The 25,547-nt window shown below is 44.2% G+C and carries 12 protein-coding genes; 8 read left to right on the top strand and 4 right to left on the bottom strand.

Annotated features, from left to right (window positions below):
• Positions 1-3: 3 nt before the first annotated feature.
• Both NHB34_RS01930 and pcaD read right to left on the bottom strand, forming a co-directional pair.
• Positions 4-582: a DUF308 domain-containing protein gene (locus tag NHB34_RS01930; protein WP_353427896.1), complete on the bottom strand. Its 579-nt coding sequence runs from the start codon at positions 580-582 to the stop codon at positions 4-6.
• Positions 583-624: 42 nt separating this feature from the next.
• A complete protein-coding gene (gene pcaD / locus NHB34_RS01925; RefSeq protein ID WP_353427895.1) occupies positions 625-1,431 on the bottom strand; it encodes a 3-oxoadipate enol-lactonase in 807 nt (268 codons plus the stop codon).
• A 187-nt stretch (positions 1,432-1,618) separates the two neighbouring features.
• Between pcaD and NHB34_RS01920 the strand changes: the two genes are divergently transcribed.
• The 7 genes from NHB34_RS01920 to cobA all read left to right on the top strand — a co-directional run bounded on the left by NHB34_RS01920 (position 1,619) and on the right by cobA (position 7,508).
• The gene (locus NHB34_RS01920; RefSeq protein WP_353427894.1) at positions 1,619-2,605 is read left to right on the top strand and encodes a tripartite tricarboxylate transporter substrate binding protein; all 987 of its coding nucleotides are present in this window, start codon (positions 1,619-1,621) and stop codon (positions 2,603-2,605) included.
• On the top strand, positions 2,583-3,506 hold the full coding sequence (locus tag NHB34_RS01915) for an amidohydrolase family protein (protein WP_353427893.1): 924 nt from the start codon (positions 2,583-2,585) through the stop codon (positions 3,504-3,506). Before NHB34_RS01920 ends, NHB34_RS01915 begins: the two co-directional genes overlap by 23 nt.
• A gap of 32 nt (positions 3,507-3,538) precedes the next feature.
• The gene (locus tag NHB34_RS01910) at positions 3,539-3,763 is read left to right on the top strand and encodes a hypothetical protein (RefSeq protein WP_353427892.1); all 225 of its coding nucleotides are present in this window, start codon (positions 3,539-3,541) and stop codon (positions 3,761-3,763) included.
• Positions 3,764-3,796: 33 nt separating this feature from the next.
• The gene (locus tag NHB34_RS01905; RefSeq protein ID WP_353427891.1) at positions 3,797-4,168 is read left to right on the top strand and encodes a hypothetical protein; all 372 of its coding nucleotides are present in this window, start codon (positions 3,797-3,799) and stop codon (positions 4,166-4,168) included.
• A 79-nt stretch (positions 4,169-4,247) separates the two neighbouring features.
• Positions 4,248-5,984 carry a nitrite/sulfite reductase gene (locus NHB34_RS01900; RefSeq protein ID WP_353427890.1) on the top strand — a complete coding sequence of 579 codons (1,737 nt, stop codon included), beginning with the start codon at positions 4,248-4,250 and terminating at the stop codon, positions 5,982-5,984.
• Positions 5,977-6,576: a DUF934 domain-containing protein gene (locus NHB34_RS01895; RefSeq protein ID WP_353427889.1), complete on the top strand. Its 600-nt coding sequence runs from the start codon at positions 5,977-5,979 to the stop codon at positions 6,574-6,576. The genes NHB34_RS01900 and NHB34_RS01895 overlap by 8 nt, the downstream gene beginning before the upstream one ends.
• Positions 6,577-6,647: 71 nt before the next feature.
• Complete coding sequence (cobA, locus tag NHB34_RS01890; RefSeq protein WP_353427888.1) at positions 6,648-7,508, top strand: uroporphyrinogen-III C-methyltransferase; 861 nt, start codon at positions 6,648-6,650, stop codon at positions 7,506-7,508.
• Here the strand turns inward: cobA and NHB34_RS01885 are convergent.
• Positions 7,422-7,793, bottom strand: coding sequence for a CbiX/SirB N-terminal domain-containing protein (locus NHB34_RS01885; protein WP_353427887.1), 372 nt, complete (start codon positions 7,791-7,793; stop codon positions 7,422-7,424). The two genes, cobA and NHB34_RS01885, sit on opposite strands and share 87 nt — an antisense overlap.
• 144 nt (positions 7,794-7,937) lie before the next feature.
• On the opposite strand from NHB34_RS01885, the gene NHB34_RS01880 reads away from it, so the two are divergent.
• Entirely contained in the window at positions 7,938-8,969 is a 1,032-nt protein-coding gene (locus NHB34_RS01880; protein ID WP_353427886.1) for an ionic transporter y4hA, read from the top strand.
• 7 nt (positions 8,970-8,976) lie between these two features.
• Here the strand turns inward: NHB34_RS01880 and NHB34_RS01875 are convergent, their stop codons facing one another.
• Positions 8,977-25,503: a cadherin domain-containing protein gene (locus NHB34_RS01875; protein WP_353427885.1), complete on the bottom strand. Its 16,527-nt coding sequence runs from the start codon at positions 25,501-25,503 to the stop codon at positions 8,977-8,979.
• Positions 25,504-25,547 lie beyond the last annotated feature (44 nt).

Below are 25,547 nucleotides of genomic sequence, written 5' to 3'. Positions count from 1 at the left end.
GCTTTACTTCGTTAAAGACTTAGCAGCAAAGCCCAAGAATAACAATGACCAACCTTGTAGCAGCAACTCAATCGCAATCAATAGTCCAGGCAACCAGAGGCTTGAGGATGGGAAACTATTCATAATCAGAACGCCCATCAAGATCGAGATTACCGCGGATAAAGCAAGCCAAAACCACTGAGCAAAATGGCGATGCTGAAATGCAGAAACTAAGCGCAAGAAGCCAGTGACAAAAAAGATCGCTGAAAGCCACAAAGTAATCGCCTCAAGCGCCGGAATCGGAAACGCCCAAACATAAATTGCACTGGCGATATACAACACAGCAAACAATAATTGAACGCTCACACTTTTCCATCCCGCAGATTGAAAAGCATGAATACCTTGAAGCACACCACCAGCAAATAAGAAGATTCCCAATACATTAACAGATACCAATGAGAAAAGGGTCTGACCAGCGATACCGATCATTCCTAAAATAATGAGCAAAATGCCAATACCAATCAATGTGCCAGGCACCTTTGCTGCAGCGCCCATGACTGCACTACGAATTTCATTAATTTGCTCAACAGTTAAATTGGCCATACCACCCTCTCTTTGAATAAATTATGCGAATCTATATTTTTATTAAGTGACTGAATCCAAAAACTCACTTACAGCCTTATTAAAGGCAATAGGCTGTTCAATATTAGATAAATGCGCTGCATCTTCGATAATAACCATCCGTGAGCCATCAATCAGGCGATTGAGTACTATGCCTTGATCTACCGTGCAAGCGGGATCATGACGTCCTGACAACACCAGAGTAGGAGCTTTAATTTTCAGCAGCATCGTGCTTTGCGCCATATCACGCACAGCACTGCCGCAGCCAATATAGCCATCCACATTTGTTGCCAAAATCATTTGGCGTACTTTCTCAATATCACCAGGAGCACGAGCAATAAATGGCGCAGTAAACCAACGATTAATCGTTCCATCTACTAAACCAGCAAGTCCTTGAGTACGCGCAGTCTGGAATCGATCCTCCCACAAACTTCGTGGAGGCATTTCACTCGCGGTATTACAAAGCGATAGTGACAAAATGCGCTCAGGATAGCGAGCACCTAATTGCTGCCCAATCATGCCGCCGATCGATAAGCCCATGAAGTGGGCTTTTTTAATCTTGAGTGCATCTAGCAAGCCAATAGCGTCATCGGCTAGTTGCGCAATTGAGTAAGGACCAGGAACAACTGAAGATTGCCCATGCCCTCTTTTATCGTAGCGCAGCACACGAAAATGGTCAGTAAAGGCAGGTAGATTCCAGTCCCACATGCTGCCATTGGCCATCAAGCTGTTGGCCATCATTAATACAGGGCCATTTTCAGGACCGTCAAATCGATAGGCTATGTCTACGCCATTTACTTTGACCGTTTTTACATCTTGCAACTGGGTCATTTGTCTCCACCTTTTGATTTCATGCGCCCATAAGCCATATGTCACTTATGCGTATGGGTATTGTTTTCTATGCTTTATTTATCTCTATTTATAGTTCGCTAGGACCATGTTAGATTATCCAATGAAATAATGCAGAACTTATAAAAACAACAATATTGAATCTATAACAGGATTAATAGGAGACATCATGAGTAATCTATTTAAGACAGGTAAAACTCTAGCCATTCTGGGCGCCATACTTAGTTTGTGTTTTGGAACTTCTCTGGCAAGCGCCCAAAACTACCCCAATCGCACAGTCAAAATGATTGTTCCGCTAACTACTGGATCTGGCGCTGACATTGCCGGCCGTATAGTTGCCAAGAGCCTGACCGAAACTTGGAAGCAGCCGGTCATTATTGAAAATCGTCCTGGCGCTGGCGGGCTGATTGGAACTGGTGTTGTTGTGAACTCTGAAGCAGATGGCTATACCTTATTAGTTCAGTCTGCTTCGTACGCAGCCAATCCTGCCATCTACAAAAAGCTACCTTATGACCCGCTCAAGAGTTTGGTTGATGTTGCCATACTGGGACAAACACCGTATGTCATGGTGACAGCAATTGATGGCCCCTATCAAACTATTCGTGATTTAGTGATTGCTGCTAAATCCAAACCTGGTGAAGTGACTTTTGCCTCTGCTGGTGTTGGCAGCTCCACCCACTTAGCAGCGGAATACTTCAATCAAATGATGGGCATCAAACTAGTACACGTTCCATACAAAGGCTCACCAGAAGCGATTCAAGATACGATGTCTGGTCGCACTGCTTTTTATATGGCGCCGCTTGATACTGCAATCGGCCAATTGAAAGGCGGCAAGTTGCGCGCCCTAGGTGTCACTAGCAAAGTTCGCAACGCTGCAGTTCCTGATATCCCCACCATCGCTGAGCAAGGTTATTCCAATTTTGAAATCGCTCTTTGGTTTGGCGTTTGGGCGCCCGCAGGCACACCTGCAAACATTGTGAAAAAGATTAATACCGACATTAATCAAGCAATGCAAGATCCTGAGGTTAAAAATGCTTATGAGACCAAAGGCATCAAAGCAACACCAATGAGCCCTAGTGAGTTTAGTAAGTTTGTGCGCGATGAAATGGCTAAGTATCAAAAGATTGCGAAAGATGCCAATATTGAACCGCAGTAATACTTCGGCGCCACTATGCCAAGCCCCTGATTCGGAAATACGATCACCTAAGATTGCGTTTCCGTCTGGGGCGGTTGATTGTCATGCGCACGTCTGTGGTCCAGCGATAGAGTTTCCATATGTAAGCGAGCGTATCTATACACCTCCTGACGCAACATTAGAGACATATCGATCCTTACTAAAGATGCTGCAGGTGGATCGTGCAGTGCTGGTGCAACCTAGTGTTTATGGAACCGATAATCGCGCCATGCTGGCAGCACTAAAACAATACCCGGAGCAATTTCGGGGCGTGGCTGTTATTTCTAGCAATCCAAATGAAACTACCGATAAAGAATTAGAAAGTCTTCATCAAGCTGGGGTGCGTGGCATTCGTTGCAATATTGTTGATGTTGCTGATCCAAGTGCGGGGTTGCCCATTAAAAATCTCAAGCAACTCGCAAACAAAATTAAACCCTTTGGCTGGCACCTTGAACTACTCATGCATGTCAATGAATACCCCAACCTTGCGAAAGTGCTTGAAGATTTCCCGGTCGATCTGGTATTTGGCCACTTTGGTTATAGCCATGCGAAACATGGTGTACATGACAGAGGGTTTCAGGGCTTGCTGGAACTATTAAAGAATGAGCGCGCTTGGGTCAAAATGACTGGGCCATATCGTATTTGCGATGGCAATCTCCCCTACTCTGATATGCGCCCAATGAATGATGCAGTCACTAATGCAAACCCCAAAAGACTCATCTGGGGAAGTGATTGGCCCCATGTCATGGTCAAGAAACAAATGCCGCATGATGCGGACCTTTGTGATCTACTCGGTGATTGGGTAAACGATCCAAATTTAAGAAAATCTATACTGGTTGATAACCCCTGTATGCTGTATGACTTTCCAGCACTAAAGCATTAATCAAACAAAATACATCATCGAAAGCTTTCAATATGAACACCACTCTTACCGTAATACTTGGCATTGTTGGCATGCTCTTGCCCTTATTTATTGGGCGCCTAGTGTGGAAACGCTTTGACTCTTGGTTTGGGCGTAATGATGAAGTCTATATGGATAGCCTTGACTACTTCCTGAAAAAAATCGGGCTCACTACTTTGATTGCATTTTTAGTACTATGGCTAAGCATGAGCTTAGTTTTTAGTGGCAATGGCGGCTAATAGGCCTAGTACAGCGCAAACTAGAAATGCAAGATGAATAGTCAACTCAAAACTCTACTCACTAATGCAAAATTGAACTTTGCAGTTTTGGCGGCCATCCTGGTAATTGCAGTAGCCGGTAAGTTCATCAACCCTGAATTAACTAATTCGATCTTTGTTGCTGCCGATCAATTGGTGTCAGACCTCTACCTCGTTTTTATTGCCATCTCCCTGGGGGCATTTGTTCCGCACTTTAAGACAGTCCTTTTGGGTGCAATTGGAGTCTTTGTCGCAGCAGTCATTGCGGTTCAACTCAATGTTTTTAACTATCTAACGACGGGGTATCTTTTCTCGATACTCATCGTCACTCTAGGCTTTGCCTCTATCGCCAATCTATATAGGCATTACAGAGAAATTGGCCTTTAAATCTATATAGCTATTAGTTATATAAGATGGATTTTTAAGTATTTGTAGAAATATCTGTCAAATATGACAATCGTGGGCTATGTATAAATATGACCACATTGATCAAACCCTTGTAAATCAACGGGTTGCACAATTTCGTGATCAAGTTGCCCGTCGACTTGATGGTAGCTTGGCGGAAGAAGAGTTTCGCCCCCTGCGTTTGCAGAATGGCTTGTATCACCAACGCCATGCTTATATGTTGCGCGTTGCCATTCCTTATGGTCTTTTCAACTCCAAACAGTTGCGCACGATGGCGCACATCGCTGAAAAGTACGATCGTGGTTATGGCCACTTCACAACTCGTCAAAATATTCAGTACAACTGGGTAACCCTGGAAGACACCCCCGATATTCTGGCTGAGCTAGCCAAAGTAGAAATGCATGCCATTCAAACTTCAGGCAATTGCATTCGTAATATTACGAGCGATGCCTTTGCCGGCGTTGCTGCCGATGAATATGTAGATCCACGACCTATTTGCGAGCTACTGCGTCAGTGGTCCACTCTACATCCTGAATTTGCACACTTGCCTCGTAAATTTAAATTTGCTATCAATGGCGCAAAAGAAGATCGCACCATTTTGCTTTGTCATGACGTTGGTATTGAACTCAAGAAAAGCAAAGATATTAATAATGGCGAGCTTACTGCTGACATCTATGCAGGTGGTGGTATGGGTCGCACGCCCATCTTAGGCTCACTCATTAAACAAAACTTGCCTTGGCAACTACTACCAAGCTACCTCACTGCTTTATTGCGTGTATATAACCGCTTTGGTCGCAGAGACAATCTCTACAAGGCGCGCATCAAGATCCTGATCAAGGCCTTGAGCCCCGAAGAATTTGCTCGTCAAGTAGAAGGCGAATGGATACATATAAAAAATGGTGACGACAACTTTACTCAAGCTGAATGGGATCGCGTAGCCAAGCATTTCACAAAACCAGCTTATAAGAGCTTGCAGTCACTAAGTGCAGAACAAGTTATTAATCTAGTAAGTGATTCTGATAAAGAGGCCAAACCCTCTTTTGCCAGATGGCTAGAGCGCAATGTTAAACCCCACCAAGTGCCAGGCTATGCGAGCGTCATCTTGTCACTAAAGCCTCATGGTACTGTTGCCCCTGGTGATGCCACTACAGCTCAAATGCTAGCTATTGCTGACTTAGCGGACCAATATAGTTTTGGTGAATTGCGTGCTACCCATGAACAGAACCTCGTACTAGCTGATGTTGAGCAATCTAAGCTCTACGAGCTCTGGCAAGAGGCTAAAAAACAAAAAGTGGCTCTCCCAAATATTGGCCTGCTAACCGATATCATCGCTTGCCCAGGCGGAGATTTCTGCTCACTGGCTAACGCTAAATCTCTGCCAATCGCTAAAGCAATCCAAGAGCGCTTTGATGATGTAGATTACTTATTTGATCTGGGTGATATCTCATTAAACATTTCCGGATGTATTAACTCTTGCGGGCATCACCACGTAGGCAATATAGGTGTTTTAGGTGTCGATAAAGATGGTGAAGAGTGGTATCAAATCACCTTAGGTGGTGAACAAGGTAATGATGCCGCTATTGGCAAAGTGATTGGACCATCTTTTTATGCCGACGAGATCCCCGATGTGATTGCCAACCTCATCAATACTTATGTGGCGTACCGCAATGACGAAGAGCCTTTTATTGAGACCTATCGCCGTATTGGCTTAGCACCATTCAAAGAAGTGGCTTACAAAAACAAGAAAGAAAATATAAAAAAGAGTGGCAAGTCACCGAAAAGGATGCATCATGAGTGAAATCAATCTCGCTTCTCATGAGCAGATATTGCATTTTCCTAAAGGCGGTAAACCCACCTTGACCCCTAATGATTGGCAAGTCTGGAGCGGCATTAATAATAAAAACGAAAATGAAGGCGCAAATTCATCGCTTCCCTATTTAGAGTATGCAAACAAAGGGGTATTAGTACCATTTAGCTGGTGGCTAAGCCACATTAATTCGCAGTATCAAGAGCCCGACGTCATCGCGAAAATCCAAAATGGTCAGATTGGCGTATGGTTCGCTACCGACGATGACGTTCTTAAATATGTAGATGTGATTGAGGCGGGGAAAAAATCATGGCCTTTAGTGGCGGCACACTTTCCCATTTTTAGGGATGGTCGTAGCTTTAGTACGGCGGCCTTATTGCGAGATCGATTTTCCTGGACCGGTGAAATCCGCGCTATCGGCGATGTGCTGATCGATCAACTTTTACAAGGTGCTCGCGTTGGCTTTGATAGTTTTTCACTGCGTTTGGATCAAAACCTAGATGTCGCCTTAAAGCAATTTGATTTATTTACAGTGACCACTCAAAATAGCTGGCGCGGCACAAGATCTACTCGCGCTACATAGAAAATATAAATAAAGTACAACGAAAAAATCAAAGTAAAACTTAAAAGCGCGTTTACTATATAAAAAGCCCCATGACTTCAGACTTCATCAACCAAACAAACAATGCACTTGGCAAGGTGTACTTGGTTGGCGCTGGTCCGGGCGCAGTAGATCTCATCACAGTTCGCGGAGCAAAGCTCTTAGAGCAAGCCGATATTGTTTTTTATGATGCTCTAGTTGATCTAGAGATGCTAGAGCTTTGTCCACAAGCTGAAAAGGTGGCTGTTGGCAAGCGTTGTGGCAAGCTCTCATCGGCTCAGCAATTTATCAATAAACGCTTAGTGGATGCAGCTAAAAAGCATCAAATTATTGTCCGCCTTAAAGGCGGCGATCCGATGCTCTTTGGTAGAGCCGATGAAGAAATTTCCGTCCTCAAACAAGAAGGTATTAGCGTTGAAGTGATACCTGGCATTACTGCTGCATTAGCAGGGGCGGCAAGCATTCAACAATCACTTACCCTACGCGGCATTAGCAGAAGCGTTGCATTCATTACTTTAGCGCAAGCTACCGAGAATGCGCCCAACTCCAATCAATGCGCAATCCAACCAATTGTCAATCCTCATGCCGATACTCTGGTGTATTACATGGGGCGCAAAGATGCAGCCAAAATTGCAAAGCAGTTAATCGAACAAAGCCTTGTAAATAATGCGTCTTTTCACGGCAATAACACACCAGTCCACATCCTGGAGGCTGTCAGCACCAGTCGTGAGCGTTTGTGGTCTAGCACCCTAGAAAAACTTGCAGCTGGTTATGCGGATGATTGGTTTGACAACACCTCTCCAGCTCTAATCATGATTGGTCATGCATTAGAAAAATCGGAGGGCCCTACCTCCAAAATCCACGATGGCCTGCAAGACAGCCAAATCATCGCCAACAGCATTCGTCGCGCTTAAGATAATCTCGGGATACTTTTCTTGACAAGCAGCTAGCAGAGCTGGAAAGTCATTGCGCAAGTGACCGCCTTGGCCAAAAAATACCGGAACCACGATGATTTGAGAGGCGCCAACAATACTTAGAGCGCTTACCGCCTCCTCTAATGAGGGTTGCATCATCTCCAAAAAAGCCAACTCTACTGGCGTATCGGGATGCTGCGAACGCCACAAAGCAGCCAAACGGTCAAAAGGTTCACGCCAGCGAATATCACGAGCCCCATGGCCAAAAAGAATGATTGCTTTCATTTTCTGTCAATATCTAGAAATCTTAATAAAACGAACTAATCGTTGGATAATGAAGTCATATTAATTGCTTTTCAAAATGTCCGCTTAATTTAATGGGCTAGCATTTTTTAGATTAATTACTTATTACCCTTAATAATATTTTCTATGGCAACTTTACTCAGTCAACTTAATGGTCAAACTTGGTTTATCGCATTGATGGCGTTCGCTCTTATTGGCGGCGTTCTATCGGCGGTTCATCATGCTGAAGTGGTTGCCCATAAAACAGGTGAACCCTATGGTGCATTGATTTTAGCGATTGCTGTCACGATTATTGAGGTTTCCTTAATTATTTCAATGATGATCTCAGGCCACGATGGATCGCAATTTATTGCTAGAGATGCCGTGTTTGCAACAGTAATGATTGTGATTAATGGCGTAATTGGTCTTTGCATCTTCATTGGCGGCTTACACCATCATGAAATGTCTTTTCGCAATGAAGGCACAAATTCAGCATTAGCGGTTCTTACTGCATTGGCAACCTTCATTCTAGTAATGCCAATAGTAACAACCAGCACGCCGGGCCCAGACTTCACTCGAAGTCAGCTAGCGTTTGCAGGCATTGCCTCATTCGTACTCTATGCTGCTTTCTTATTCTTCCAAACTATCAGCCATCGCGATTACTACCTGCCTAAAGCCGAAGACAAAAAAACGGATATGAATGTTCATGCCCAAAAACCAAGTAACCTCAAAACAATGGTTAGCATTGTTTTGTTGCTTCTGTCGTTAGTTGTGGTTGTTGGCTTAGCGGAACTTCTAAGTCCAGCAATTGAAGCGGGAGTCAAAGCTGCAGGCGCGCCAAAAACGATTGTAGGTATTGCAATCGCAATGCTAGTTCTGTTACCAGAAGGCTTTGCTGCAGTAAGAGCAGCAAGAGCCAACCGCCTTCAAAGCAGCCTAAACCTAGCCTTAGGTTCCGCCCTAGCCAGTATTGGACTATCCATTCCAACGATTGCTGCCATTGCAATTTTCTTTAACCTACCGCTTAGCTTGGGAATTAGCAGCTTAAATATCACCCTAATGTATTTGACCTTCTTTATTGGGGGTTTAACGCTGGCGATTGGTAGAACTACCTTATTACAAGGTGTTGTTCACCTGATTATCTTCTTTGAGTATTTATTTTTGAGTTTAGTACCTTAATAGATCATCACACCTGATGCGTTCCCCAGTACGAGTTTGGATCTTGCATGGGGTGCGTTAGATCGATGCTTGGATCGATCGTAAAGCTCGCTGCACTAATATTCGTTGCTGCTGTGTAATCATTGGCACCATTGACGATAAAGGATAAGTTGGTGTTACCGTTATCGCCAGCATAGGTCCACTGACCACTACCGCTACTGGTTTCATGCTGGAACTCAATTTGCAATAAACCAGATCCTGGATCATAGGTAATCATGGCTTCTGGCGTGCCATCACTTTGGGCTGAGCCATTAATAAAGCTAGCTCCATAACCGACGTTGAGTTGATAGTGGAAGCCTGTATTACCAGAACCACCCGCTATAAAGTTAAGCAAGAAGTGATCATTCTCACCATAGCGGTTAAAGTCCATGATCGTGCCGCCAAAACCGTTCAAGGTTGATGGGTCAATGCTATGGGTTGGGTCAAGCGTCAGGGCAAATAAGTCATTACCGTAGCCACCATAAATGGTGTCTTCGCCACCATAACCAGCAATCGTGTCACTACCGCCATTACCAGATAACTGGTTATCGCCGGTATTACCCAAAAGCACGTTATCTTGCTCATTGCCATACAGATTGCTAGGTAAGGCCATCAGGTTTGGCGTAGCTCCTGGCATATTGGCAAGCGCGGCATTTTCAATATTGCCACCCATGTAATAGGTACCAGCAGTTACCAATACTGTATCGATGCCTTCGTTATAGTTCTCACCAATATTCTCATTGCCGGTATACAGGTAAGTGTCATTACCTGCACCGCCATAGAGCTGATCAAACGAACCGCCGCCAATGAGGACGTCGTTACCAGCACCACCATACAGATTATCGTAACCCGTGCCACCATTGAGTACATCGTTGCCTTCGGCGCCATTAAGGTAATCATTGCCATCACCGCCTAGCAAAGTATCACCACCATACGCACCGACTAGGCTATCGTCACCACTCTCACCAAGTAGCGTGCTAGCCCCAGCACCAGCATACAAGGTGTCGTTTCCATAGCCGCCATAAATCGTATCCTGATCATGCGCACCATCAGTACCAGCGAGCATTCCAGTAGTTTGGGCATCACCATACAAGATGTCATTGCCATCGCCACCGAACATCAAGTCGTTACCATTAAAGCCTTGCACAAAATCATTACCGGTGGTGCCATAAAGCGTGTCATTGTTCTCAGACAGCCCAATACCTTCAAAGCCCCAGACGGTAATCGTGCCAAGACCATTGCCACCATTATTGGTAAAGGTGCCAGCGCTATGGGTAGTGCCATCGTAATAACTATTAGCAGCAGTACTTAAGCTTGCCAAGTTGATTACTAGCGCAGTATTTTGCGACTGGTATTTACTCCAGTCCATGCTCACCACCGTGTTATCAGCCAAACGCATTGCGCCCAGGTCAACCGTTAAGCCATAGCTAGAGTTACCACCCAAGCCCAGAACGTCAAAGCCACCGCCACCAACTAAGGTATCGTTACCACGGCCACCTTCAATGAAGTTATTACCGTCAGTACCCACAATGGTGTCATTAAAGTTGGTGCCAATAATGGCATCGATGTTGTACACCCGATCGGTACCGGAGTTCACATTAACGCTACCGGTGACGGTATACGCTTGGATCATATTATTGGCATCAAAGCGATAGTCGTAGTAATTCAGGTTCGCTTTAATACCATCGCCATTGTGATTGGTTAAGGTAGCCACTAAGTCATAACCATAACGACCATCATTCTTGCTAATAGTGTCGTAAATACTGCCGGTACCGTAAACGAGCACATCAGCTTCACCATAACCACCATCTATGGTGTCATTACCCAGACCGCCGGTCATCACGTCGTTACCGCCACCGCCGTTAATAGTGTCATCACCTGCTAGGCCATTAATCCAGTTGTCATACTGGTTACCGGTAAGGATGTTATTGCTAGCCGTACCAATAACGCCTAAATAACTAGTACTGTAGTAATCATTGCCACTCATCGTAAAGGCTGGCGCGGCATCAAGTAAGCGTACGTTCTCGATGTATTGGAAGCGATTGGTATCGGTCATCTCCACAGTCGCAGTGGCATAAATCCAATCTACCCCGCCGGTATTAATCAGACCGCCATTAGAGCCCGCTGCTAAGTTTGGAGCATCGATTGCATAATCACTGGTAGAGTCAACATAGTAAGTATCGTTACCAGTGCCACCATACATCGTGTCATTACCAGTGCCGCCATCGAGTGTATCGTCACCCGATTGACCCCAGAGAACATCGTTACCTGCACCACCGATGAGGTAATCGTTCGTGCCGCCAGCCATACCATCCGATAAGCTAGTATTGGCAGTGTCGCCATATAAGGTGTCATTGCCAGCACCGCCATCAAGCGTATTGCTACCGGTGTTGCCCACAATAATATTAGCCAAGCTATTACCAGTGCCATTACCACCACTCACCCCAACAAACGCTAAGCTCTCAATGTTATTCGCTAGGGTAAACGAGCCATTGGAAGTAATGACGGTATCGTTACCTTCATTGGCGTTCTCAATAATTGTGGATGACCAATTAAAGTTATTGTCATTAATGATATAAATGTCATCACCTGCGCCGCCCACAAGGGTCTCATAATAACCTGTACCTGGATCGAGGATATCGTTACCGGCGCCACCATATAAAGTATCAGTGCCACTATTGCCATAGAGCGCATCATTACCATCGCCACCATACAAGGTATCGTTACCATTACCTCCAGAAAGATAATCATTACCAGATAAGCCACTGAGTACATCATTACCATCGCGGCCATAGAGCTTGTCTGCGCCAGCGCCACCTGTCATAACGTTATCTAAGTTATTACCTAATCCTAAATACGTGAGCCCACTATTAAAGTAGGTCATCGTGAGGTTTTCAACATTAGTTGGTAGGATGTAACTGACGCGTGCTTGGACAGTATCGGTACCAGCGTAATAGTCCTCAATGACTTTATCAGCATAGGAGTACACCACATAGGTATCGTTGCCTTGACCGCCGATAAGCGTATCACCACCAGCGCTACCAGTAGCTGTTCCACCACCACCATCTAATACGTCATTGCCTGCCAAACCAATGAGGGTTTGGTTAGCAACAGAGGAACCGGTGAGGATGTCGTTAGCGGTGGTGCCGGTGATGGTGGGATCGGATAGAAGACTGGAGTTATTTTGAGTCAGCACTACAGTTCCGTATTTCACGCTTTGAGCAACATCAATTTCGTAGTTAGGTGAGCCGTCAAATTGAACAAATTCAACCCCACTTGCTACTACGTCAGTTCCATCCGCCCCACTTAATGTAATGCCAGCGAGCATTCCAGATGAATCAGCCCCTCGAACAATAAAACTATACTCCGTATACAACCCACTAAACAAAGCTCGATCGGTACCAGCACCGCCACTAATCAGATCATTGCCTTTACCACCGCGCAAGATATCATCACCCGCATTACCCATAATGGTGTCATTGCCAGCACCAGCATCAATGACGCTGCCACCAGTAAAGGCGGTAAGGGTATCGTTATAAGCAGAACCGATTAGGTTCTCAAAACGACTAATTACATCAGTACCTGCTGCGCCAGTAGCCGTGCGAGTTGTGCCGTCACCCAAGTCTACTGTCACGCCACCTAAGGCAGAGCGATAGGAGAGCGTATCGATACCAGCGCCACCATCAAGGGTGTCATTACCAGCGCCACCATCGATTGTGTTTGAGCCCGCATTACCGGTGATGGTGTCGTTGTACTCAGAACCACGGATGCTCTCAATACTATAGAGCACATCATTACCTGCACTACTAGTCACCGTACCATTTTGTACGGCATCGTTATTCAGACCTGCGTCATTTAGGGTTGCAACAATACCCGCTGAGTTCCACTTAAAGTCGGCCGTATCGTTACCGCCACCGCCCTTAAGAACGTCATTGCCACCATAACCTTGCAAGGTGTTCTCACCTGCATCACCAATGAGGGTGTCGTTATATTGCGTACCAGTAATGTTCTCAATGCTCTTGAGCTTATCTGTGCCAGCACTCGCTAGCAACTCATTACCATCGGCAACGGTTACCGTAATGTAGCCATTGGCATCTTTAGCAGAAGACAGATCTACCGTAATACCGGCAGAGCTTCCAGTAGCACTATTATTAGTAATGAGTGCTTCGGAGTAACTGATCCAGTCACTACCGGAACCACCATCAATCGTATCGTTACCGTCTAAACCTCTAAAGACGTTATCGCCACTGTTACCGGTTAAGGTATCGTCAAAGCGAGAGCCGACGATACGGTCAATACCCACTAAATAGTCGTAGCCATCAGCACCAGAAGCAGTACCCCAAGTTTGACCATTAAAGTCAATACCACTACCGTAGTTGTACGCTGAGTAGTTATAAGTACCAACGCCCAGATTTACAACGACACTGCCATTGGCCCACTTATAAGAAGCAGTGTCATTACCTGCGCCACCAATCAGGGTATCGTTACCCTGACCACCAGCGAGCCAATCATTACCGGTGCCACCGATCAAGATGTCATTACCAAAACCGCCACGCACACCAGTCATGCCAATCAGGGTGTCGTTACCATCGCCACCTGTAGCCGTACCATAGGACAGGCCGCTAATGGATACACCAGCAATAGTCGAAGTGTTTAAAGAGGATGCGGCATTACTGCTCACACCGAGGTTAACGGTTACGCCAGAAGTGTTATCCCAGTAATCAGCCCAGTCAGTCGCACTCTCAACCAAAATGCCTGGCAAACCATTGCCAACACCAATTAAGACATCATTGCCATTACCGCCGCGTAACCAGTTCCCTGCTGTGGAGCCAATCAAGGTATCGCTATAGTTCGTACCTTTAACACCTTCGATGTTATAGAGGGTATCTGGACCCATCTGGGTATTGACGATGCCGGTAATCGTATTAGTCTGAGTACCCATCGCAATACCACCCAAGGTCAGGTTAGTAGTGCTATTACTGGCTCCTAAATTAGCGGTAATGCCCATCGTAAAGACTGAACTACTGTAGTCAACCCAGTCAGTACTGCGCTCACCAGAGCTGCCACCATAAAAGGTATCTAAGCCACCACGGCCTACAAACCAATCACTAGAGTAACCACCAATAAAGAGGTCGGATTGGGCAGTACCAGCAATAGTCTCCACCGACTGTAAATAATCAGCGCTACCACTAGCGAGCAGCGTATCAACCGTAGCGCTGTTAAAAGTGGTGTAATTTTGGTTCTTAAAGACGTAGTAGTCGTTTAGAGATGCTGCTGATCCTTGGTCGGTTGCCAGGACCATCACGCCCTTAATACCAGCGCTCAGATTGTCGAAGGCAGAGTAACTAATAAAGTCGTTACCTAAGCCGCCATCAACCCGATCGTATCCACCGCCGGCAAAGATAGTGTCATTACCTGAGCCACCTTCAATCCAATCGCTACCCGCGCCACCAGTCATGGTGTCGCTATAGATGCTACCGATTAAGAGATTATTTTGGTTGTAGTTGGCGTTATAAGAGTACACCGTATTACCAGCAACTTCTGTGTAGGTCTTATACGTTTGGCTACCGTTAGAGCCTAGGGTGGTGTAGCCACTAACACCAATGCTCACTTGCGTACCTTCATTGGCAAAATTGCCAATGAGTGTTTGCGTAGAGAGCAGTTGCTTGCCAAAGCTATCAGCGTAAGTGCGGGTATAGATGTTGCCGTCTGTGCCACGCTCAGTAAAGGTAAAGGTTGAGACAGTTCCAGAAGGGTTAACTTTAAGAGTAGATGTTCCGGAGTAGTCAATAAAGGTATCGCTACCGCCAGTAGTGACTAAGGTATCTACGCCATTGTTAGTGATGCGATTAGCACCAAAGCTCATGACATAGGTGTCATTACCAGCGTTACCGATTAAGGTGTCATTACCTAGGCCACCATCTAAAGAATCGTTACCAGAGCCAGTGGTGAGAGTGTTGTTAAGATTATTACCAGTACCGCTAAAGTTACCAGTGCCGATAAATTCGAGATTTTCAATACCCTCTCCAATAAGTCCTGTCGCTGTATTGATAGAAACGAGACTTAATGCATAGCTATTTAGGGTGGTTCGAATCGTATCTATACCACCGCCAATAAGTTGTAAATTAGATCCTGCATTAGGATCTAATGGATCACTGATTAAGCTCAATGAGCCTGGATCAGCGGTGTACCAAGTGGGGTCAATTACAGGAGCATTACCATTGCTGTAATCTACATGCGTTGGACTCTCTTTTACGATATCTCCTACGTTATCAACATAATAGATATCGTTACCAGGTCCGCCTAACATGGTATCGACGCCAGCACCGCCAATTAAAGTGTCATTACCAGTACCGCCTTGCAATACGTCATTACCTGAGCCACCTTTAATGACATCATCACCACCTAAACCAATCAGACCAATGCCAGAAGTATTTGGTGATCCATCTAAATTATCAGCCGCATTAGTAGCAACAATGATTTCTACATTAGTGAGGCGATCGGCAACACCACCACCAGTAACAATAAGATTGCTCGAAGAAGGTTCTGAAGTTAAATTAATTCCATTAAGACTATCACCAACAACATTGGGATCTTGCTGGCTAGCATTTAATCCAGGCACCACATAGAAAACAACATCCTCACCAGAACCACCATCGATTGTGTCTGAGCCTTTACCACCGATAAGGGTGTCATTACCAGCATCGCCATATAAAACATCATCGCCAGCAAGTCCATTTACCGTATCGTCACCATTACCAGCTCGAATAGCATCAGACCCAGCAGACCCCGTAATTAACTCACCAGCAGAAGTACCCAAGGTTGTTGTGATGACTTGGCCTTTTGTAATACTCAAACCAACATCAATTTGAGTCAATGGAGATCCATCAAACAATAATGTCTCAACAGAAGATCGCACAATATCAGTGCCATCAGGCCCAACTAATGTAAGAGCACCAGCGCCAATCGTGATTTGATATTCATTACGTGTACCAGAAAATACCGCAAAATCGCTACCACCACCACCATCTAGGGTATCCCAGCCACTACCGCCACGAAGAGTGTCGCTACCAGAGCCCCCAACTAAAAGATTGTTGAATGCATTTCCAGTAATAGAAAAATCACTAGCGCCAAGATAGGTAACATTTTCAATGTTTTGATTATTGCCGCCATAAAGGCTGTAATTTAAAGATGCCAATCCCGTTGGCCAATCACTTGCCAACAGGACAGTATCAACTCCATCACCACCATCAATCTGATCAGAGCTTGAGTGAATCGTAATCGCATCATCACCTGGTCCGCCAAAAATACTATTTAAACCTAACCCACCATCTATCGTATCGTTACCAAGTCCGCCAGCGAGAGAATCATTACCATCACCCCCATCAATCGTATCGTTACCTGAACCGCCATCAATCGTATCGTTACCACCAAGTCCATAAATAACATCATTGCCTCCATTACCAGCAATCACATCAATTCCGGAAGTGCCAGTCATTGTTTCGGGGGCATCGGTACCCTGTTGCACAAACACAGCTTGACTATTTAGAAGAGAGGTTGGTACGGAAAGAATTTTTCCATCACTAAATTTGACGTACTCAACATCGCTATAAATAACATCACTACCCGAGGATGATGCAATCATAATGGCATCGATTGAATACTGATAGCTCCAAGAGCCCAAATCACCAGCCGGTGAATTAATCACAGCAATATCAGTGCCAGCGCCACCGTGCAATACATCATTGCCAACAGAGCTAATCAATGTGTCATCGCCAGCACCAGCAAAAAGAGTGTCACCATCAAGCCCATTTGCACTAATGGCGGTCAGTATGTCGTTACCTTGACCCGCAGTAATAATATTGATATCAGCACTGCCAGTGAAGGTAACATTAGCCGCTCCACCATAAGCAAGGTTTTCAACGCCAGATACACGGGCAGAATCTCCGAGGGAATAAACCAAGCTAGTAGTAATAACAGTATCGATACCACTACCACCTAAGACAACATCGCCAGCATCATCAGCATAAATGGTGTCATTGCCAGACCCACCATCCATGGTGTCATTGCCGAGACCACCATTGATGTAGTCGTCTCCTCCTCCGCCATAAAGGACGTCATCCCCAGCATACCCAAAAATAGTATCACTACCAATGCCGCCTCGAATGGCATCAGATCCAGATGTGCCGGAAATAGTACCGCCATTATCACCACCCAAAATTGTTGTAATAACTTGTCTTTTGGAGATAGTTAAGCCCACATCAATCTGGACTTGGGGCGACATATCAAAAAGAATTGTTTCAACCGATGATTTCACCACATCAGTGCCATCAGGCCCAACTAGAGTGAGATCATTAGGGCCAAGAGTAATGGAATAGTTATCGCGAGTACCAGCAAAAATAGCAAAGTCAGTACCCGCACCACCATCTAAGGTGTCATTACCCAAGTCTCCGCGCAATGTATCGTTACCCACGCCACCAGTAATAATGTTATTGTCAAAATTACCAGCAAGACTGAGATCGGCATTTCCATAGCCAAAAATCCCCTCTAAATTAGCGCCTAATGTATAGGAGACACTTGAATAAATAAAATCGTTACCAGCAGAACTACCCTCTATGACGATATCACCAGTGTTATCAATGTAATAGGTATCGTTACCAGCCCCACCAATCAGAGTATCCATACCGCCACCGCCATCGAGCGTATCACTTCCAGAGCTACCGGTAATCATATTACCCAATTCATTGCCGACTAAACGAACAGCTGTAGCTGCAACATCGGCTGTTAAATTTTCTATATTGTTTCCTAAAGAATAAGAAACATTAGAGAAAACCAAATCAATACCTTCGCCATTATTTTCGAATATGGCATCAGCAGAATTATCTACAAAATAGGTATCATTACCCACCCCACCAATCAGAGTATCAACGCCTAGATCACCGTCTAAAATGTCATTCCCTATTCCTCCAGTAATAATATTGGTCAGAGAATTACCGACAAGAACAAGACCGATCGACGAATTGGCAACTAAATTCTCAAAATTACTTTGCAGTCTATAAGAAACAGTTGTATAGACTGTATCAACACCTTGGTTGGCGCCTTCAATCAAATAGTCACTCGAAGTATCTACAAAGTAGACATCATTGCCCGCACCACCAGTTAAAGTATCATCGCCAGCTCCGCCATCAAGCGTGTCATTGCCTGCACCACCAATTAGGGTATCGTTGCCATCGCCTGACTGGAAAGTATCTGCTAATGCACCACCTATTAAATAATCTTTGGATACGGTGCCAGAGATGTTAAGGTAGCCATTGGTCTCGCGAGATGCATCAACTTTAAGACCGCTAGAAAAATCGTAGCTATTATTCCAATTATTTACATCAATGACTAATGTTTGTTCAGCGGTAATATTAGAATCTGCTAATACAAAACCTAATTGGGTATTCCATGCGGCACTATTAACAAAGGTAACTCTCTCAATGCCACTAAATGTAGAAGGTAACACCCAATCATTTCCGGAGCCGCCGCCAACAAAATTATCAATAATTAATCGGTCATAGCCTAAACCACCTTGAACATTGAGGTTTGCCTCTCCAAAAACACCGGTGCCATGACCAACCATTGTGATGACATCATCGCCCGCACCAGCATCTACAGTTGCAAAGAACTCCCAAATATTTAATGAGTCATTGCCATCCCCGCCTAAGATGCTTGTAGTGGCATCTCTATAGTTGGAGTCAATCCAGGTTTGCGTAATCGTGTCATTACCAGCGCCACCATCCAATAAGCCTTTGCCAGTAATAGTGTCATCACCATCTCCGCCTAATGCGGTGCCACCATCAGAGCCTAGCTGAAGATTATCATTGCCAATGCCGCCATCAAGTACATCAACACCTAAACCAGCTCCGCCGATTAAGGTGTCATTACCAGAGCCACCATAGAGTGTGTCATTACCAACGCCACCATCTAAAGTGTCATTATCAGCGCCACCATCGAGGGTATCATCTCCAGCCAAGCCAAATAAAGTGTCATTGCCGGCATTGCCAAAGAGAACATCATCACCAGCATCAGTTCCAACTAAAGAATCAGCAATACTAGTACCCTGCAACATTACACCCGCCTCACGCAAGGTCACCTGCTGATTATCAAACTTTAGATACCGAATAGAATAGAGCACATCTTGTTCTTGCGTCTGATTATTAATAACAGACACATAACTCTGGTTTGCACCATCAATTAACCTAGTCCAAGTGTAGGCAGAAGAGTTGCCCGCATAAATAGCGGTATCTGTACCATCACCACCATATAAGGTGTCATTGCCCGCACCACCAGTTAAAGTATCATCGCCAGCTCCGCCATCAAGCGTGTCATTGCCTGCACCACCAATTAGGGTATCGTTGCCATCGCCTGACTGGAAAGTATCTGCTAATGCACCACCTATTAAATAATCGGCTTTTGTAGTCCCTGTGATATTGAGATAGCCATTGGTCTCGCGAGATGCATCTATCTTAAGTCCAACCCAGTCGCTATCTGAATGACTTAAATTTATATCCCAATTTAAAGTATCGATAACTAAAGTTTGGCCTGCGGCAATATTAGAGTCCGCCACAACAAAGCCAAATTGCGTATTGAGGGCTTGTGTGTTTTTAAAGGTAATTCGCTCAACACCACCAAAAGTTGCAGGTAAAGTCCAGTTACCCCAAGCGCCACCAGCATAGCCATCAATCACTAGCTGGTCATATCCAGTGCCGCCCTGAATATTAAAACCAGCAGTAGAGTCTGCTGCAGTTCCATTATTTTCATGGATAGTGATGATGTCATCGCCCGTACCAGCATCTACAGTCGCAAAAAATTCTGTTACTTGAATTTGGTCGTTGCCATCACCACCAAGAATGACATTATTACTTGCGAGGGCTAAGCTTTCATCTCTAGTTTGCTGACGGATTACGTCATTACCAGCGCCACCATCCAATAAGCCTTTGCCAGTAATAGTGTCATCACCATCTCCGCCTAATGCGGTGCCACCATCAGAGCCTAGCTGAAGATTATCATTGCCAATGCCGCCATCAAGTACATCAACACCTAAACCAGCTCCGCCGATTAAGGTGTCATTACCAGAGCCACCATAGAGTGTGTCATTACCAACGCCACCATCTAAAGTGTCATTATCAGCGCCACCATCGAGGGTATCATTGCCAAATCCACCAAACAGAATGTCATTTCCGGAAAATCCATAAACAGTATCATTACCATCTTTTGCATCAATATAATCTGGAGCAATCGTTCCGCTCAAAAGCTCACCCAGATCGCTACCCATAATCAGATTTTGGGAAACAACTGCATTTGAAATATTTGACTGGACTGTCTCTAAATGCCCATATCCATCTGTATAACTAGCAATTAGTCTTAGCGGCTGACCTATAACCCCAGATGTTACTAAATAGGAAGTACTGTTAGCACCAGAAATATTGATCCAACCCATAGGGTCAACCTGTCCGTTAAGATAGGTTCCCGCCTGCCACTGATAAGTAATCGAGCCCAATCCATCTTGATCGCCGATGGGATCAACCGTTGCCATAATTGTTGAATCTTTAAATGGCGTACTAGGAATGGCAATTCCGCCAGTAGGTAAATCATTAACGTTTGCGACTATGTAATTAGCGCTGATGAACTGAGTCGTTCCACCATAAACATCAGTTGTTTGAGCAACTAGTCGAACATTCTTGCCAACATAACTCTGATCGGATGGAATATTAAGCTGTGATGAACCACTAGAGAGAGTATTCCATTGCCCACCACTATATTCCTGCCATGTATATGCATATTGAGCAATGGACCCGTCTGGATCAGTTAAACCAGAGATAACAGAGGTAATTGTGGCGCCCTCTTCAAAAACACCATTTAGCAATAGTGTCCCCGATGCTTCGGCATCAGAAACGATACTTACTAACATACTTCCAGTGGTAGATAAGACACCACCAGATCCCTGAAGGCCGCCATTGCCATCACTAAAAGTCCAATCTAATTGAACACTAGATGGAGGTGTGTCACTTAAATTACTGTAGGTAATTTGATGAAGTGCAGAATTAACAAGCGCTTGAGTAGCATTTGCATTGAAAACCAAAGACAAAATGCCGGTATTTGTTGCGACATTGCCTATCACAATGCCATCCACTACCAACGGAGCATTTGGCGAAAATGGACTTAATGTTGAATTGCCAGGTCCGGCATTAAAGTTACTAGTGAAATAATCGTCTGAATTTACGCCGCTATGACGAATAATTGTTAAGGTGGCGTTGTTATATCCAAGTCGATTAAGGTCATCATCAGAAATATTGACATCAGCATCCAAAACTACAGGCAAAGAATTTTCATGGTATACCGGTCTACCATTGAGAATATTGTTTGAATCAAAGGAAGAATCCAATACGCCATTGGTGTTATAACGAACAGTGACGCCTCCCCCAGTAACCAGAATTTTTCCGTCGGATTGTAAAACCGCTGCCATGCCTGATTCACTACTAGAAACTCTAGTAGTGACAATACCATTTGACCCAAATGAACCATCTAATGAACCATCTGCGTTATAACGAACCAACCCTATGGCTCTACTGGAACCATATGCTGTACCAACAGCAATAATTTTTCCATCGGATTGAACTAGAATTTTACGAACCTGATCAGACCCCCCAATATCTGTAGTTAACTTTCCATCGGTTGAAAAGCTAGTATCAAGAGAGCCATTACTGTTGTAACGAATCAAAGAGTAGTCGTTATTACTTGACCCTCCTGCCAATATCTTGCCATCCGCCTGAATAGCAACGCTATAAAAATATTCACTACCAGAATTAATTGAATCTGAACTTATTCCATCGCCAGAAAAAGTAGTGTCAATACTTCCATCTGCGTTATAACGGACAATTTGATTGGCTGAATTTCCGCCAAGCTGATAGGCATAACCAGCCACCAATATTTTTCCATCAGACTGAATAGCAAGGGCTTGGCCAATTTCCTGTTTTGAGCCAAAATCACTGCCAGCTTTTCCGTCATAAGAAAATGAATTATCCAAACTACCGTCTGAGTTAAACCGTACAAGCGCAAAATCACTTGTGGTTCCATTAAAACTCTCGCCAGCAAGAACAATTTTTCCATCAGACTGAATAGCAAGATCGTACGCATAGTCTCTACCGCTACCTATTGCAGTGGTAGCCCAACCATCAGAAGAAAAACTTGTATCCAGCGATCCATCAGCGTTATAACGAACAACAGCAAAATCAGATACAGTTGAATCAATAGATCTATAAGCACTACCGCCTAAAATAATTTTCCCAAAAGCATCTACGGCAACACCCCAAGCAACACTATTTTGATAATTAGTTGGCGACGCAGTAATTGTGGTTGTTAACCAACCATCAGAAGAGAATGAAGTATCCAGGGTTCCATCAAGGTTATAGCGAGCACCCCACATGTCTGGATACATAGCTCCAGATAGACCCCCATTACCAACGATAATAATCTTTCCACTAGCATCAAGCGCTATATCAAGAGCTTGGGCAGAGATTTGCTCCCCAACAAAAGGTACGATTCCATCTCCAACACCAAATGTTGGCGCATCATTTACGTTATCAACGTTAACAGCTAAAGTTTGGGTAGTAGTGGTACCAAACACAGTTGAGTCACCTACTACTACGCGCAACTGATATGTTGGTATCGCCTCATAATCTAGCGGTGATACAACTGATAAAATATGGGTTACAGGATCAAAAGAAAACGCCGATGGAAGCGCGCCGCCATCAAAATTTAATACCTGCCAACTACTGATTGCTCCGCCGTCAGGATCTATAGCGTTTATATAAAAAAATGTATTTGTAGAATTTTCTTCTACAGAAAAAGATGAAGCCGAGGTAATAATTGGATTGTCATTTACAGGGGTGATATTCATATTCACAGTACCTGTGGCGCTCATTGCACCGCCGGTACCTTGTGCACCAGTATTTCCATCATTAAATACAAGATCAATCTGTACACTAGCAGGAGGGGCATTGCTAGTATTGCTGTATTGCAAGCTCTGTAATACTTGATTAACGAAATCGTTTGTTGCGTTTGCATTAAAAGTAATTGTTGCAGAGCCAGCGCCGCTTGTGGTGACCACGCCAACCTCTGTTGTGCCGCCAAGAACTATGCGCGTTCCACTAACCAAATCAATCGAGCTACCACGGTCATAAAAGTAAAAATGGTCTTCGGCGTTACTAGCCCCATGTCGCGTAAGCGAAATAGATGCGCCGTTATAGCTTGTTACATTTAGTTGAGCATCATAAATGCTGATATAGGGGTTAGATGCTGGTGGTTGTGGGCTTATAAATTGAGGGTTATTGCCCTCAACATAAGTAGGCGCGTAACTTAATGAATCAGGCGAGCCAAAAGTAACATCAGTACTGCCATCAATATTTAATCTCGCAAAAGAAAGCTGTGAGTTTGGAGATGTTCCAACGATGACAATTTTGCCATCTGGTTGAGTTACAACGCTGTATGCTACATCAGTACCACTCCTATTATCTAGCCTTACATAACCATCACCGGAAAATGAAGTGTCTAGAGTACCATTAGGGTTGATTCGCGCAACTGTAAAGTCAACAGTTTCAAGACCGCTCGTTGAGCTTCCTACAATCAGAATCCTTCCATCCGGCTGCTGCTCCATGCCGCCAAATGAATTAAACTTAGAACCGGATGGTAAAGATAGCTTTCCACTACCATTAAAGCTTGTATCTAGGCTACCATCAGGGTTGTATCGAATCAGCGATGCCCCACTGCTACCACTAGTAGTTCCGGCAACTAAAATCTTGCCATCAATTTGTATCGAAACCCCATAAATTCTGCTTCCAAAACTTTGAGTATCAATACCATCAGAGGAAAAAGAAGGATCTAATGTTCCATCAGTGTTGTAGCGAACAATACCAAAAATTTCAGCACTGCCAGAGTAAGCTATTCCTGCAACTACTAACTTACCATCCGACTGAATTGCAATTGCATTTGCTTGATTATTTGAAAGACCAGCTACAGGTGTTTTTACCAAACCATCGCTAGAAAAAGTAGTATCTAAAGCTCCTGAGCTAGTTAAACGAGCGACCGCAAAATTTGACATCGAATTACCAACGATGTCTATTGCTCCATCACGCTGTATAGCAACCCCATATGAGTAATCATTACCAATAAAATCTATCGTTTTATATCCGACAGAATTAAAAGTAGTATCTAAAGTACCATTAGCATTCAATCTAGCAACAGCAAAGTTATTGCCTGAAGATGTCGAGCCAGTTACTACAATTTTTCCATCTGCCTGCAAGGCAACATCAGTTGCAACATCAATGCCACCAAAATCAATAATCTTTGCACTGGTGCCATTAAATGTAAGATCCGGCGATCCTTCAGCAGTATATCGGCCGATATAAAAATTATCATTAATTGAGCCAACGACGATAATTTTTCCATCGCTTTGAACTACACTTTGCAGCCTTCCAGAGACAACCAGTCCACTGGGTTTAAAGCCATTACCAACGGCAAAAGTTGGTGCGGTGTTGGCGCCATTGAGATCCGAGAATAGTATTTGATTTCCTTGGGTCTTAAAACTAGAGTTAGAAAAAGACCCGGCAAGATCTATTTGAATATCATAACCAATAGATGAATCAGTTCCTATATAAACAGAGCTAGTGGTTGCTCCATTAACTACATATACCTCTCCCGCCAATAATGCAGACTGATTGCGATTATTAACAATCGTAAGATTAGTAGCCTCTACAGCAATTGCATCGCCATTAGAAAAATCCGTAATTCGATCAATACCAATATTGGGAGTGTAAAAAGTTTGGTAGTAGAAAGTATCATTTCCAAGACCACCAGTTAAAGTGTCGTTACCATTTCCACCGCTGATGGTATTTGCCAATGAATTACCGATAATGGTATCTACATTAGAACCGCCTTTGACGTTTTCAATATTCAACAAAGTATCGGTTTGAACGACAGTTAATGCGTCATTCAAATATCGGGCAGAGTTAGTGGCTAAGTTGATTTGCAGCTTAGTACCAGTGCTGCTGTAGTCAATCGAATCAACACCAGCACCGCCATCAATGTAAACATTGGCCGGAGAAGTGAGCACCCCTGAAAGCGTAGCTGAACCTGAGAAGCTATCATCGCCATCGCCACCAAACAATGAATCAGCAGCAATTGCTGCCGCAAACACATCATTACCAGCACCACCGTTTAGTGTATTTACCCCTGATGTTCCAGCCAACCAATCATTACCGGATCCAGTAATAGCATTTTCAATATTTTGAACGGCTACTTGGTATCCATCAAAAGTTATTGTCCACGGATAGTTGGCATACTCTAAATTAAGATTAATAGAGCTAGTAATCGCGCTTAAATCAATCGTGTCGTTACCTGCGCCTCCGTCAATCGCATAATTTCCCGGAATGCTGATAACAATTAGATCATTAGAGGATCCGTAGGATGTTGCCATAAATACTTAAATATTTTTATTCTTATTGAGTTTAGTATCTCAGC

This window comes from Polynucleobacter sp. MWH-UH19D (assembly GCF_040409795.1).
Classification (GTDB): domain Bacteria; phylum Pseudomonadota; class Gammaproteobacteria; order Burkholderiales; family Burkholderiaceae; genus Polynucleobacter.
This window is presented reverse-complemented; position numbering and strand designations above follow the sequence as displayed.